This is a genomic window from Rhizobium sp. H4, assembly GCF_003013335.1.
GTDB lineage: Bacteria > Pseudomonadota > Alphaproteobacteria > Rhizobiales > Rhizobiaceae > Rhizobium > Rhizobium sophoriradicis.
The window spans coordinates 65,262-78,557 of sequence record NZ_PSOW01000009.1 but is presented as its reverse complement, the minus strand read 5'-3'; the positions used below and the strand labels follow the sequence as shown (position 1 = coordinate 78,557).

General features: G+C 62.7%; 11 protein-coding genes and 2 pseudogenes. 6 read left to right on the top strand and 7 right to left on the bottom strand.

Annotation, left to right across the window (positions count from 1 at the left end):
* Positions 1–69: 69 nt before the first annotated feature.
* From C4N04_RS15500 to C4N04_RS15490, 3 genes are read left to right on the top strand one after another with little or no spacing between them, the layout of a single operon-like run.
* The gene (locus C4N04_RS15500; RefSeq protein WP_106796451.1) at positions 70–927 is read left to right on the top strand and encodes an AraC family transcriptional regulator; all 858 of its coding nucleotides are present in this window, start codon (positions 70–72) and stop codon (positions 925–927) included.
* A gap of 36 nt (positions 928–963) precedes the next feature.
* Positions 964–1,698, top strand: coding sequence for an AzlC family ABC transporter permease (locus tag C4N04_RS15495; protein ID WP_077989842.1), 735 nt, complete (start codon positions 964–966; stop codon positions 1,696–1,698).
* Complete coding sequence (locus tag C4N04_RS15490) at positions 1,695–2,000, top strand: AzlD domain-containing protein (RefSeq protein WP_077989843.1); 306 nt, start codon at positions 1,695–1,697, stop codon at positions 1,998–2,000. The genes C4N04_RS15495 and C4N04_RS15490 overlap by 4 nt, the downstream gene beginning before the upstream one ends.
* Before the next feature lie 16 nt (positions 2,001–2,016).
* Here C4N04_RS15490 and C4N04_RS15485 read toward each other — a convergent pair whose 3' ends face one another.
* The 7 genes and pseudogenes from C4N04_RS15485 to C4N04_RS15455 form a co-directional block, all read right to left on the bottom strand.
* Positions 2,017–3,165, bottom strand: a complete 1,149-nt coding sequence (locus tag C4N04_RS15485) for a VWA domain-containing protein (protein ID WP_077989844.1) — start codon at positions 3,163–3,165, stop codon at positions 2,017–2,019.
* A pseudogene (locus C4N04_RS15480) lies at positions 3,155–5,424 on the bottom strand (DUF5682 family protein). The gene C4N04_RS15485 and the pseudogene C4N04_RS15480 overlap by 11 nt, the downstream one beginning before the upstream one ends.
* 3 nt (positions 5,425–5,427) lie before the next feature.
* Positions 5,428–6,509: pseudogene (locus C4N04_RS15475) on the bottom strand (AAA family ATPase).
* Positions 6,502–6,855 carry a hypothetical protein gene (locus C4N04_RS15470; protein WP_106796450.1) on the bottom strand — a complete coding sequence of 118 codons (354 nt, stop codon included), beginning with the start codon at positions 6,853–6,855 and terminating at the stop codon, positions 6,502–6,504. The pseudogene C4N04_RS15475 and the gene C4N04_RS15470 overlap by 8 nt, the downstream one beginning before the upstream one ends.
* Positions 6,856–6,911: 56 nt before the next feature.
* Positions 6,912–7,913 (bottom strand): DUF5691 domain-containing protein, encoded by a 1,002-nt coding sequence (locus tag C4N04_RS15465; RefSeq protein ID WP_106796449.1) that lies wholly within the window; start codon positions 7,911–7,913, stop codon positions 6,912–6,914.
* Entirely contained in the window at positions 7,910–9,280 is a 1,371-nt protein-coding gene (locus tag C4N04_RS15460) for an SWIM zinc finger family protein (RefSeq protein WP_225882608.1), read from the bottom strand. The genes C4N04_RS15465 and C4N04_RS15460 overlap by 4 nt, the downstream gene beginning before the upstream one ends.
* Before the next feature lie 126 nt (positions 9,281–9,406).
* Complete coding sequence (locus tag C4N04_RS15455) at positions 9,407–10,432, bottom strand: LacI family DNA-binding transcriptional regulator (RefSeq protein ID WP_086156596.1); 1,026 nt, start codon at positions 10,430–10,432, stop codon at positions 9,407–9,409.
* Positions 10,433–10,872: 440 nt separating this feature from the next.
* On the opposite strand from C4N04_RS15455, the gene C4N04_RS15450 reads away from it, so the two are divergent.
* Genes C4N04_RS15450 through C4N04_RS15440 form a run of 3 tightly spaced genes read left to right on the top strand, consistent with a single transcriptional unit; the run spans position 10,873 to position 13,210 of the window.
* Positions 10,873–12,018, top strand: a complete 1,146-nt coding sequence (locus C4N04_RS15450) for a fatty acid desaturase family protein (RefSeq protein WP_077989849.1) — start codon at positions 10,873–10,875, stop codon at positions 12,016–12,018.
* 47 nt (positions 12,019–12,065) lie between these two features.
* Positions 12,066–12,377: a MocE family 2Fe-2S type ferredoxin gene (locus tag C4N04_RS15445; RefSeq protein ID WP_077989890.1), complete on the top strand. Its 312-nt coding sequence runs from the start codon at positions 12,066–12,068 to the stop codon at positions 12,375–12,377.
* A complete protein-coding gene (locus tag C4N04_RS15440; protein ID WP_077989850.1) occupies positions 12,374–13,210 on the top strand; it encodes a 3-methyl-2-oxobutanoate hydroxymethyltransferase in 837 nt (278 codons plus the stop codon). The genes C4N04_RS15445 and C4N04_RS15440 overlap by 4 nt, the downstream gene beginning before the upstream one ends.
* Positions 13,211–13,296: the final 86 nt, after the last annotated feature.

The window sequence follows — 13,296 nt, the reverse complement described above, 5'->3', positions numbered from 1 at the left end:
GCAAAAGGGCCGGTTTCGCTGATCACTTTTGTTCAAGAAGCGTCGCGGTAAAACTGTTATATCCGCCCGATGCAGAATATTTCCCAGGAACAGGCGACCGAAGCCATGCCACTCGCGGGAGCAGAGACGACGCGCTTTTGGCGCGATCCGCGCTTCGGCGGCATGGAATGCCTGAGCGCAACCTTCCTGACGCATGAGTTCGCACCGCACGCCCATGATACGTTCAGCATCGGCGCCATCGAGAGCGGCAGCCAGATCGCCACGATCTGCGGTGCTCGCGAAGCCTCCGGCCCCGGCGATCTCTATTTGATCAATCCAGGCGAGACGCATGACGGGGCGCCGACCGATGGCGGCTATCGCTATCGCATGATCTATCCCGACCTGTCGCTCTTTCGCGAAATCCTCGAGGATGTCACCGGGCGCGTCTTTCACGGCACGCCGGCCTTCGGCAAGCAGATCCTTCATGATCCCAAACTGGGCGCGGCGTTTCTTGGTGCCCACCGGACCTTGGAGGCCGGAGTCGGGGCACTGGAGACCAGCCAGAGCATGTTCCTGGTGCTCGACGCAATGTTTCGCCAACATGGAAGCTCGATCATCGTGCCGGCCGACACCTCGGAGCGTTCAGCGGTTCGGCGCGCGCGGGATTATCTGACGGAACACTATGCGACCGATCTGGGGCTGGAAGAACTCGCCGCCGTCGCCGGCCTCAGCCGCGCGCATCTGATCCGCGCCTTCCGCAAGGAATTCCATATCACGCCGCACGCCTTCCTGACCGATGTCCGCATCAGGAGCGCGCGCCGCCGGCTACGGGCGGGTGACCTGCCGGCAGAGGTCGCGCTGGAATGCGGTTTTGCCGACCAGGCCCATTTCACCAGGCACTTCAAGGCGCGCACGGGATTAACCCCTGGCCAGTACCGGGCGCGATAATCACTTTCGTTCAAGACGTCGCTTCGCCACGGTTCTATGACCTCGGCATCAAGCGGAGGTTCGAACGTGCGCAAAAATAAAATCTGGGCCGAATTTTCAGGCGGAATGCGGGCGATCGCGCCACTCGTTGCCGCCGTCATCCCCATTGGGCTGGTGTTCGGCGCCGTCGCCGCGACGAAGGGGCTCTCGGCTCTTGAAGTCGGCCTGATGAGCGCGCTGGTTTTTGCCGGCGGCTCGCAATTCGTGGCGATGGATATCTGGACACATCCCGCCTCCTGGACAAGCCTCGGCTTGGCAGCCCTTCTCGTCAACATCCGCCATGTGCTGATGGGAGCATCGATCGTCACAAAGATGCAGTCGTTTTCACCGCGCGCCCGTTATCTCTCCATACTTTTTCTGGCCGATGAAATCTGGGCGATGGCGGAATTCCGCGCCGGGGTGGCGAGGCTGAAACCGGCATGGTTTGCTGGGCTGGCAGCGCCCTTCTACCTGGCATGGGTTCTTTCCGGGCTGGCGGGCGCCACACTCGGGACGTTCCTCGGCGATCCCGCAACGCTCGGATTGGACTTTGCCTTTCCGGCCGTCTTCATCGTGCTCGTCATGGGTTTCTGGAAGGGACGCGAGACCGGCGCCGTTCTGCTTGCGAGTGCGGCGGCGGCCGTGCTTACCCATCACTTCGTACCCGGCGTCTGGTATGTCGCGGCCGGTGCTCTTGCCGGTGTCGCGGCCGCGACCTTCAGCGGTATGCGCCGCCTGGAGGTGACGCCATGACGCTCGACCTGCAGACCTTGTTCGCCATTCTGGCCATGGCGGCTGCGACGATCCTGACGCGTGTCAGCGGGCTCTTTCTGCTGCGGTATGTGTCGCTGGACGGCAGCAGGCGCAAAGCGATCGAATCCATTCCACCCGCAGTGCTCATGGCCGTGGTGGCGCCGACCGCTTTTGCGACAGGGATCGCGGAGAGCGCCGCCTGTGCCGTTACCGCGCTCGCGGCCCTTCGCTTGCCGATGCTGGTCTCCGTCGCGGCCGGCGTCGTCTGCGTAGCGTTGCTCAGGGCGATCGGCCTGAACTGAACGGCTTTGAAGGGGACTAGGTACCGCGCACAAGTCCGATTCCATTTGCGCTTGCCCATTGTCCGATATCCTGCTTCGTCAGGGCAACGGCCATCAAGTCAGGAAATTGATCCGGCGTGCAGGCGAAGACCGGGCAATCCATGGCGGCGATCGCGCCGGCGTGGCGGGCGTCGTAGCCCGGCCTGCCGTCGTCGGAGAGCGCCAGCAGAACGATGACGTTGACGCCGGATTGCTTGAGCGCGGCGACACGCGCCAGCATGGAGCCGGCATCCCCGCCTTCGTAAAGGTCGGTGATGAGAACGAGATGGGTCTTGTTCGGTCGGTCGATCTTGGTCTCGCAATAGGCAAGCGCCGCATTGATATCCGTGCCGCCGCCGAGTTGCACGCCGAACAAAACCTTGACCGGATCGGCCAGATCTTCCGTCAGGTCGACGATCGCGGTGTCGAAACAGACGAGCTTCGTCGACAGGACCGGAAGCGACGCCATGACGGCGGCAAAGATCGATGCGTAAACGACCGAAGATGCCATCGAACCGGACTGGTCGACGCACAGCATGACATGATCGAGATCGGCCTGCGTCCGGCTTTTGCGCGCGAACCCCACCAGGGTCTCCGGCACGATCGTGTGGAAATCCTCCTGGTAGTGACGAAGATTGGCGCGGATCGTCCTTGGCCAGTCGATATCGGCGTGGCGAGGCCGGTGGGTGCGCTGCGAACGGTTCAGGGCGCCGGTCACCTTCTCCACCGTTTTGGACTGCAATCGCTTCATCAGATCCTCGACCACCTTGTTGACCACCGCGCGGGCAGTCTCCATGGTCTTCGCGGGCATTGCACCGCGCAGGGAGATGAGATCGGCAACGAGATGCACGTCCGCTTCCAGCGTCTCGAGAAACTCCGGCTCCAGCATCAGCGCCTTGAGATTGAGACGCTCGAACGCGTCCTTCTGGATGACCTGGACGACAGGCGAAGGAAAGAACTCGCGGATGTCGCCGAGCCAGCGCGATACTTTCGGCGAGGACGCACCGAGCCCGCCGCGCCCCTTGCGCCCTTCGGATTCGTAGAGAACCGACAGCGCGCGGCTCAGGCGCTGGTCCCGCTCGCCGAGACCCTCCATGTCGTCGTCACCAAGTGCCAGCTTCCAGCGTCGGATACGTTCAGAAGTCATGCGCGTCCATTCCCAGGATCGTCTTCAGCAAAGGCAGCGCCCGTTCGAAGGCAGGGTTGTCCTCGATCACATCAGGCGCGGCCGATCGTTCCTTTCTTCCACCGGCGACGCGTTCCATGATCCGCTTGCGGCCGACCGCATCGAAACCGGTCAGCGCACGCCGGAAGAGCGGCAGGCTCTCCACGAAAACCTCCTCGTCCAGCCCGCAGAGCCATTCGTCGATGAGGAAGAGCAGCGTCTGATCCTGGATCAGCACCTCCGCAGACCCCGAAATGAAGGCTTCGATGAAGGCGCCGGCCCGTGTGGGGCTCTCGCCCACGATCTGCCGCGAGAAGGCAGCCGAGAGCCGCGGCTCGTCCCAAAGGCTAAGGTCATGCAGACGGCGGAGACTGAAGCCCACGACCGGCGCCGCCGCCTGCTCGTCGTCGACCAGGAGGGCAAGTTGGCGCCGCCATTCCGCAAGCAGCGCGGGATCGCCAAACAGGCCAAGAGCTTCGTCATAGGCGCGTCGGCATTGACTTCGACGCTGAGTGCGGTGATCAGCGCGCGAAGCTCCGACTCCGGCAGCTTGCGGGCGGTTCCGTAGCGGACAATGCGCACCAGCGGCGCGACCGCGTTCATCAGATCGGTGATGTCATTGTTCTGCACGGCGGCGGCCTGCAGAAGATCGATACAGGCGCTGGCGGCTTCGGGAAGATCGGCAACCAGCGCGCCGCGCACCAGTTCCGAAAGCGCCGCGATGCCGTTCGCGTTTCTGCCTCGATCGATCGTCGCAGCCGCTGCGGCCTGTTCGATCGTCAGGCCCCAGACAAACGCCTCCGCCAGCCCGACGGACATGTCCGGCGACCATGCGAGGCTCCAAATTTCGCGGTAGGTTCCGCGCCCGGCCTCCGCGTCGATCAGCCGGCCCCAATGGACGCCAATCAGGTTGAGGCGGTGCAGGAAGGTCGATTTGAGCAGCCCCGCCTCGCTGCGCAGATCGAGCTTGATCTCGCTTGCCGTTTCTTCCGGCTTCAGCCGTGTCCTGCGGCACCACAGCTCGAAATCCTTGGCGAGCGGCATTTGCGGCACCGCTTCGTCGATCTCGCCGATCTGGCTGCCGATATAAAGCCTGCGTTCGATCATCGCGAGCGGGATGTCGTCGCCATGGCATAGGCTGGAAAGCGAGGCATCCCGCATTTCGGCCAGTCCGGGCACGCTCAGTCCCCGCATGCTGGCGAGCCCGAGCGCAAGGCGGGCCGCCTCAATGGCTGAGGCTGTCGAAGCGTCAAAACCTTCCTGCCGCAAAAGAGCTGCCGTCCGCGCCTGCCAGACGGCGGCAAAGGCTTCCGGTCCGTCATGACGATCGCTGGAATAGAGGCTCCAGAGATGCCGATACCAGCCGGGCGAAATGTCGCCTGCGCCATAGCCGGACGCGTAGCTCAACCGCCCGTCGCTCCAGGGCGCCCAGGTCGCTTCCACCTTCACCCTCGGCAGATCCTTGACGATGGCGCGGTCCTCGGCGACCGTCGTCTCGGTGCGCAGCCCACCCACATGCCAGGCGCCGATCACGACCGCAACCTCGCCGTCATGCTGCTTCAGCGCATCCCGGATATGCCCGCGCATGAAGGCTTCACGGCGCTTTTCACGCAGCCATTCGGCATCGCTCATGCCGCCGGCATCCGCCTGATGTTGACGCGCTTCCGTCATTGCCGCTTCTATGGAGGCGAAAATTTCAAGCGGCGACTGGCCGCTGCCGTGCTGTTCGATCAATACGTTCCAGAAGCTCTCGCCATCACCATATCCGGCGGCCTCGGCAAGCAGATCGAGCGGGTCGAGGCGGATCGTGGGGGCTTCCGAAGCGCCCTCCTCCGGATCTTCGCCGTCGCTATTTTCTGTCAACTCCGCCGCCTTCCTTTCGAGGGCGGCAAGCCGTTCCTCCCGGGCCGCTTTGGTGAGCGCCAGAGACACGGCGGCGGGCCAGTCGATGAAACGGACAGGACGGCCGTGCGCAAGCGCCCATTGCATGGCCACCCATTCCGGAGAAAATTCCGCAAAGGGCGCGAAGACGGCATTGGCGGCCTCGTCCGCCGCGTAAAACAGCATGGCCAATGGCGGCTTCATGCCAGGCAGCGCCGCATGCTGGATCAGCGCATCGCCTTCCGTCGACCCTTCGATCAGCACGCAGGCCGGATCGAGCGCATCGAGCGCGCCCTTCAGAAGCGCCGCCGAACCCGGCCCGTGATGGCGGATGCCGAAGAGATGAGCCTTCCGCTTCATGGTTCAGATCACCTCGCGGATGGCCTCGTAAAGATCGCGCCAGCCGTCGCGGGTGCGCACTACGGTTTCAAGATATTCCGACAAGGCGACGCCATCCTGCACCGGATCCTTGACGACCGCGCCGACAATATTGGTGGCAAGCGCATTGGCATCGATGCGGCCATCGCCGAAATGAGCGGCTTCCGCCCAGGCCGAAACGCCGACGGAGATCGCCTCGGCGGTCGACAGCGTACCGGTCGAGGTCTTCAGTTTCGTCTTGCCGTTCAGGGTCTTGCCGTCCGAATTTCACGGAACAGGGTAACGACGCGGGCGAGTTCCTTGTCCGCGGGCTGGATCGGCGGCAGACTGAGGTTGGTGCCGATCTCGCCGACGCGCTTCACGACGATCTGGGTTTCCTCTTCGAGCGTGTTCGGCGATGGCAGGACCACGACGTTGAAACGCCGCTTCAGTGCCGAGGAAAGCTCGTTGACGCCCTTGTCGCGATTATTGGCCGTGGCGATGACGTTGAAGCCGCGTTCGGCATCGATCGCGATATCGAGCTCCGGCACAGGCAGGATCTTTTCCGAAAGAACCGTGATCAGCGTGTCCTGCACGTCGGAGCCCATGCGGGTCAGTTCCTCGAGCCGGAGCAGCGTTCCCTCCTCCATCGCCCGCACCAAAGGCGTCTTGACCAGCGCCTCCGGCGACGGCCCCTTGGCGAGCAGCAAGGCATAGTTCCAGCCATAGCGGATTTGATTTTCGTCCGTGCCGGCTGTGCACTGGATCAGGCGTTGCGAAGAACCTGATATCGCCGCGGCCAGATGTTCGGAAACCCAGGATTTCGCCGTCCCCGGCAGGCCAAGCAGCAGCAGCGCCCGATCCGTCGCGAGCGTGGCGACGGCCGTTTCGATCAGTCGCCGGTTGCCGACGTATTTGGCCGATACCGGCGCTCCATCGGATGCCTTTCCGCCAAGGAGATAGGTAACGACCGCCTGCGGAGAGAGCTTCCAGTTGGCGGGTCGGGGACGGTCGTCGCCCTTCGCAAGGGCGGCCAGTTCGCCCGCGTAGATCTGCTCTGCAGGACGGCGAAGTTGGGCTTCAGGCATTTGCGGTCTCCAGGCTGTCCATGAGGTCGAGGAAAAGAATGGCATTGCTGCTTTTGGCGGGATCGAGCCCGGCAAGCTCGGCGCGCAGCGTCGAACGCATCGATGACGGGCACATGACGGCCATGCTGTCGGCGATATCGGCTTCGAAGCGCCCACTGTCCCCGCGCAACGCCTGCCACGGCTTGGAGCGCAGGATATCGCCGAAGACGTTCTCCGTCGTCTGCCCTCCCAGCCATTGCGCCATCGCCCGCATCGCCCAAGGCGACGTGTCGGCCGCCCACCTGCCCGGCCGAAAGATGTATTCGATCCAGAGCTGCCGCATGTCAGCGGGATAATCCGCCAGCATTTCGCTATCGAGCTGGTGAAAGGCCTCCCAACCGTTGAGGAGATGGCGCTCGGTGATCAGCTTGACGATATCCAGCCGCTATCCTGCGTCGCCATGAAAAGCAGTGCCGCCAAGAGGTCGCCTTGCTTCTCGCCGGCAGCCACCACGCCATCTACCGTCATCGACAAGGCGTCGGCCAGAACCTCCAGACCGATTGGGCCGAAGGTCTCGTTGAGCCAGCTCATCTTTGTAAAATCTCGGACGGTGGCGGGCACGTCGAGCGACAGGGCCGCCTTCTTGAAAATCAGCCCGGTCTGCGAAACCTTGATGCGTTCCAGGGCGGCGCGCAAAGCCGGATTGTCCCCGTCGAACCCCGGTAAGCGGACGAGCAGCCTCTGAGCGAGCTCGCGAACGCGTGGCGCGCGATCCTTCTCCAAGCTCCTCAGAAACGGCGCATCTGCTTCCGACAGATTTTTCCAGAACGCTGCGAGAAGGCGGACGCGGCTATCGGCATTCTCCGACGTCCAGGCTGCCTCGACCATCGCCCGCGCAGCATCCGGATCGGAAGTTCTGCGGCCGTTGATGTAGCCAGCTTTCACGGCTGGCGTCGCCAGCATCCAGGTGTCGTCACTCAGGCTGTCGGGCGCGAAGTAATTCTGCTTCTGCGCGACCGGCGTTTCACGCTCGGAAAAAGCAAGCGCTTCCGCTCCGAGATTTTCGGCGTGGGCTTTCACGAACGGTTCGAGCCTGGGCAGATCGAACGGATGCAGCCGGAGCCTCTTTTCGGCAAGCTTTTGGACGATTGCCGCGGACAGTTGACCTGACGCCTGGTTCTTGCCGGAAAGCAGCCGAAGCAAGAGCTTCCTTGCCGCGTCCGGCAGGATTGCCGCATGATCGGTGATAGCCTCCTCGGTTTGGAACTGTCCCGGTGGCGGCGGACGGTCGAACCGCAATGCCTGGCCAGCCAGCGCCAGCGCCTGCAGGGGATCGGTGGCGCCGATACGATCGAGCGGCAAACCGCTCCGGGTACCGGACAGAAGCTTCGGCAGGATCTCGCTCTTCAGGCTGGTCAAGCTCATGCGGTCCACCGTCCAAGCGCCGTTTCAGACCAGCAGAGCGTCAGCTCGGTCCCATCCCAAAGCCCGGCGCCATCGATCGCTTCGAGCTGCAGGAGCGGCCAGCTTGCCGCCGATTGCGATTTCGCAAGCGGAAGACTGATCCCATGGCCGCTGAGGTGGATGGTTTCGCCCGAGCGCCTGAGCCGCGCCCCGCGAAACATGACCGGATAGTCGCCGAGCCAGGGTTTTTCGGTCAAGGCCTCCTCGTAAAGCCCATAGGCGTCGGCGAGATCGTGCGGCGGAAGCGCCAGCGCAGCGTCGGACATGACGCTGCCGGTTGCCTGGCTGGCGATCAGCGCGCGCAATGGCACGCTCGACGGATAAAAAATCAATTCAGCTTCGAAAGTATCGCCAACGCTGTAGCCGCTTGAGGAGGCGCCCGTGGAAACCGGGACGTATTCGATGAGCACCGCATGCCTGTCGCTACCGTGAAGCCAGGTCTCGATCCGGCGGAGCTTATCCGGCTGCACCTCGCTGCGGGTCGCCCAAACTCGCCAGGCGCCGGAAACGCGCAGCGCCCGTTCATCCTCGAGCAGCGCTTCACGCGTGACGTTCCAGCCCATCATCTGCCTGAGATCCTGGCGCAATGGCTCGGACAGGCTATCCTGGCGGCGATAGGCCTCGGCCAGCAGATGCAGGGTAGCGAGTTCCTGAATGGCAGCAATCGGGCGGGCCGCCTCCGCGCGGGCGAAAAGCCGCGCCGGAATGGTATCGACCCGGAGCGCCAGGCCGGAGGCCTTGGCGTCAAACAGGCGCTGAGCCATTACCCGGCAGGTAGCCGTTGCCTTGGCCGGAAAGGCGGCGAAACCAGCATCCATCTGGTCGGCAATCCAGGTATTGAGTTCGTCGAGGCCGTTGGCGATGGACGTCTCGCGCTCAAGCCGGTTGCGTTCCCGAGCCGCCGCCGCGCGGGCCTCCGCCTTCGGATCAACCACCGCCTCGATTTCCTCGGTCGCCGCGATCGACGCTTTGGGTTTATCGGCGCCGGCTGTTGGAGCGCCCGCATAAGGTCCGCGTCGGCGCGACAGCCAGTCGTTCACCCAGTCCGGCGCCGTTCCGGTCGCAAAATCGACCTTGCCGTCAGCGCGCATCCACATCAAGGCGAGCGAATGCTTGCAGGGAAACTTCCGGCTGGGGCAACTGCATTTGTAGCCGGCATCGGGTTCGGTGACGGAAATTCTGTAGGGCGTGGCGCCGGAGCCTTGGCATTCGCCCCAGATGAGGCCCGATCCGTCCTGGGCGAGCGTCGGCCAGCTCGAGGGTTTGAGAAGCTTCTTGGCCGCGGCGAGCGAGCCTTGATCCGGGGCAAGCTCTTCTATCTTTGCCAAACTCAAACTCAAACTCAATGGAACCCCCGACTCGGCCACATTCCACTATCGCGTGTTTTCTGGCATGGCATAGCAGAAAGTGCAACGCCTGCCCGGCGCAACAACCCGTCATGGAATCACTCTGCTTCAAACGAGTGGGATATTCTCGCGAAAGATGATCCGTGGCTCGATGTTCTTCAAAGACAAGGTCGGCGTGCTTGCCGCGATCGAGCCGAGAAGTCTTATGACAACCTGCTCGCCGATCAGGCGCGCATTCTGGTCGATCACGACGTCGATCAGATCTTCTGCCAGCCATGCCCGCGTCGCGTCAGTGAGGTCATGCATGATGACGAAGGGACGCTTGTTTCCTTTCGCTGCTTGCAGAACTTCGGCGATGCCGGCCCTGCCTGCGCCGACGCAATAGACGCCGACGAGATCGTCGGTGTCGCGCAGCATCCGTTCCATCGCCGGCTGGGACAGCTTGTTCTCGTCACGGGTTTCGATGGCAGGAAGGATCGTCAGATGCTTGAATTGCTCCTCCAGCAATGTCCGGAATCCATATTCCCGCTGCTGGTGTCCGTGGAGCGTTCGCGAGCCGAGGAACAGTCCTATCGATCCCTTCTTCTCACGCGACGTGAGGCCCATGATCAGCGCCGCGGTTCGCCCCGCCACCAGATTGTCGACGCCGACGAAGGCAGAGCGTGGGGTCGAGAGAACATCCGTCACGATGGTCACGACGCGGACCCCGGATTCGCACAGGCGCCGGATCGCATGCCGTGTCTTCGGGTGATCGACGGCAATCACCCCGACGCCGTTGGTCCGGAGCGGAAGACCTTCCAGCGCCGCTACGAGCGCGTCAGGGTCGATGCCGTCGAGTGCCGTGACATTGCACGACGCCACGAGCGGCAGGGATGACGCGAAGGTGGTGATCTTCCTGGCGACGTCCTGCATGAATGAGTTGTGCGCAAAGGGGATGAAGAACTCCAGATGTGCGGGGCGCGAGGGCAAGGCAAGCATTCCCTCGGTCGGCAGATAGCCCAGTTCCTTCGCGGCGCGAAACACCCTCTGGCGATTGGCGGCGCTGACACCACCACGGTCGTTCAATGCTCGATCGACCGTTGCAGTCGAGAGGCCAGCCTTCCGGGCGACATCGGAAATGGTCGTTTTCTTCATGGTCCTTCCCTTTGCACAGTTGAGGGAAATGCCGTTTTGTCACATCAAAAGATGAGGTTAATCACATCATACCCCACCTGCAACATAAGTAAGAACCGCGAAATGAAGTGAGCGTCTAAAATATAATAATTACCAAGAGTTCCGCTGAAATCCAATCAATATGGGAGGAGGTAACTGATGTGATTTGATGTGATATCGAGTTGCGAAGCTTCTATCGGCAGCCCAGTTTGGCATCAGCAGGGTCATTACAACATCACCGGGGCAGGCCGAGGATCGGCAGATCTCGCAGCGGCCCTGCGTGATGAATATGGATGTAGGGGCGAACGGGTGATGTGTCCGGAGCGGTCCGAGGTGCCGGCGGCAATACAGGTGAACGGCTTGAGCGGGACCGGTCAGTCGCTTTCAGCGCAGCATTTGTTCCCGCCACCGGAGATGATCGCATGAGCGCCAATTCGGCTAATAGCGAAACATGCGGGCAGTCTGCCGCCCTCCCCCGCGACTACGGTTTGACCGGTGCTTCCGCCAGACAAGCCGTCGAGGCGGGTCTGGTAGCGGCCGAATGGTATCACACCGACGTGCCGCGCAAGCTGATGAAGGAGTTGATGCAGCGCAGCGATCAGCCGGCGATCCGCGACACGATTCTATGGGCAGTTCTCCACGTGGCTTTTGCCGTTGGCGGCATCTGGTTCTGGGGCAGCTGGTGGGCGGTGCCGTTCTGGTTTGCCTATGGGGTGATGTATGGCTCGGCCTGCGATGCACGCTGGCACGAATGCGGCCACGGCACCGCCTTTCGCACGCGCTGGATGAATGACGTGCTTTATCACATCTGCTCGTTTCAGGTGGCACGCAACCCGGTGAACTGGCGCTGGAGCCACGCCCGCCACCATACCGATACAATCATTGTCGGCCGAGACCCTGAGATCGCCTGGATGCATCCAATCGCGCTGACGCTGAAAGCGCTCGCCTATACCGGCGTGGTCGAGGTCTGGCAGAACCTCAGGACGCTGGCGCGTAATGCGGCCGGCGCCCTCTCGCCGGACGAGAAGGACTACGTGCCCGAGAGCGAATGGCCCAAGGCGGTGTTCTGGGCGCGGGTGCATATGGCAATCTACGCGGCCGCTATACTGACCACCATAGGCATGCTCGTCGCCGGTGCAGGTTGGAAGGCGGCGATCCCGCTTCTTCTGATCGGCGGTCCGCGCATCTATGGCTGTTGGCATATGGTGATGACCGGGCTCCTCCAGCACGGCGGGCTCGCGGAGGACGTGCTCGACCATAGGCTTAATTCGCGCACCGTCTATATGAATCCCGTCAGCCGCTTCATCTATTGGAACATGGGCTATCACGTCGAACACCACATGTTCCCGATGGTGCCTTACCATGCGCTGGCAAGGCTGCACGAGGCGATCAAGCACGACCTGCCGCCCGCCAACACCTCGATCTGGGCCGGCTATCGCGAGGTGTTTCAAGCGATCATGCGGCAGAGACGGGAGCCCGGCTATTATCTCAAGCGTGCCTTGCCGCAAGGGGCGAAGCCTTATCGCGAAGAGCTGCATGCGGCTGTGCCGGAAAGGTCCCTCGCATGATCGCCCGGCCATCAGAGATGCCCATTGAACATGGAAACGAGGACCATATGCCCTGGATCGCTGCCTGCGCCGAAGACGACATCGAAAAGGAAGACGTTTTGGGCTGGATCCATGGCGGACGGAGCTTTGCAATCTTTCGCAGCCCTGACGACGAATTCTTTTGCACCGATGGGCTCTGTACCCACGAGCAGGTGGAGCTCTCAGACGGATTGGTGCTCGACTATGTGATCGAGTGTCCCAGACATAATGGCCAATTCGACTATCGAACGGGTGAGGCCAAGCGCTCGCCTGCCTGCGAGAACCTGCGAACCTATTCCGTCCGGCGCGAGGGCGGGCAAGTCCTGGTGCTGGTCGAATGACAGAGTTGAGAAGACAGGAGAGCCGGGGCGCCGCATCACGCCGTTTGCCGACGGTGGCGGACCTGCGCGCCTGGAAGGGCCGGCGTCAGTTGACCATGTTGCGCTATTTCAGCCTCGATGAGGCGGCAGCCGCCGAAGCGGCGGGGATCGATGTCGCCTCCGTGCCGGCCGAGATCGTCCTTGATCCGCACTACCGCGCGGTTGCGCCGACGGTCTTCTCGATGACCGGGCAGACCCATCTCGAGATGGGTACCCCGGACGATTATCTGCGCTGGTGCGGCAATGCGCTGAGCCGCGGCGCCGACGCGGTCTACTGTTCGGGCTCGCTGAAGACGGTCGAAAAGCTCTCCCGTGAATATTTTCCCGTCGTTGGTCACGTCGGGCTGGTTCCTACCCGCGCCACCTGGACCGGTGGCTTCAAAGCCGTCGGCAAGACTGCCGAGGCGGCGTTGCGGCTCTTCAAGGAGGTCAAAGCCTATGAGAGCGCCGGTGCCTTCGCGGTCGAAATTGAAGTGGTGCCCGCCGAAGTCGCGGCCGAGATCAGCAAACGGGTCGAAATCCTTTTATGGTCGATGGGTGCCGGGGCTGGCTGCGACGCGCAGTATCTCTTCGCCAACGATATACTGGGCTACACCGAAGGTCACGTCCCGCGCCACGCCCGAACCTATCGCGATTTCGATGCCGAATATGCGCGGCTGCAACGCGAGCGGATCGCAGCTTTCACCGAATATGCCGCGGACGTCGCCGGTGGTGCCTTCCCGCAGGATTGTCATCTGATCCGCATGGATCCGCGCGAACTGGAGAAGTTCATCGACGGGGTCGATCGGCAATGAGGAGGCCGCCCGCCGCCACGTCACGCGTCATACAACAGCTTTCACCGGCCGGGAGGAGCTATAGACCGGCCAAACCAAAGGGAGGA

What these genes read in the sequence shown, in the direction of transcription:
- C4N04_RS15495 (WP_077989842.1), top strand. Translation starts at nt 964, where the DNA reads ATGACCTCGGCATCAAGCGGAGGTTCGAACGTGCGCAAAAATAAAATC.
- C4N04_RS15445 (WP_077989890.1), top strand. Translation starts at nt 12,066, where the DNA reads ATGCCCTGGATCGCTGCCTGCGCCGAAGACGACATCGAAAAGGAAGAC.
- C4N04_RS15450 (WP_077989849.1), top strand. Translation starts at nt 10,873, where the DNA reads ATGAGCGCCAATTCGGCTAATAGCGAAACATGCGGGCAGTCTGCCGCC.
- C4N04_RS15455 (WP_086156596.1), bottom strand. Translation starts at nt 10,432, where the DNA reads ATGAAGAAAACGACCATTTCCGATGTCGCCCGGAAGGCTGGCCTCTCG.
- C4N04_RS15470 (WP_106796450.1), bottom strand. Translation starts at nt 6,855, where the DNA reads ATGCTGGCGGATTATCCCGCTGACATGCGGCAGCTCTGGATCGAATAC.
- C4N04_RS15485 (WP_077989844.1), bottom strand. Translation starts at nt 3,165, where the DNA reads ATGACTTCTGAACGTATCCGACGCTGGAAGCTGGCACTTGGTGACGAC.
- C4N04_RS15500 (WP_106796451.1), top strand. Translation starts at nt 70, where the DNA reads ATGCAGAATATTTCCCAGGAACAGGCGACCGAAGCCATGCCACTCGCG.
- C4N04_RS15490 (WP_077989843.1), top strand. Translation starts at nt 1,695, where the DNA reads ATGACGCTCGACCTGCAGACCTTGTTCGCCATTCTGGCCATGGCGGCT.
- C4N04_RS15440 (WP_077989850.1), top strand. Translation starts at nt 12,374, where the DNA reads ATGACAGAGTTGAGAAGACAGGAGAGCCGGGGCGCCGCATCACGCCGT.
- C4N04_RS15465 (WP_106796449.1), bottom strand. Translation starts at nt 7,913, where the DNA reads ATGAGCTTGACCAGCCTGAAGAGCGAGATCCTGCCGAAGCTTCTGTCC.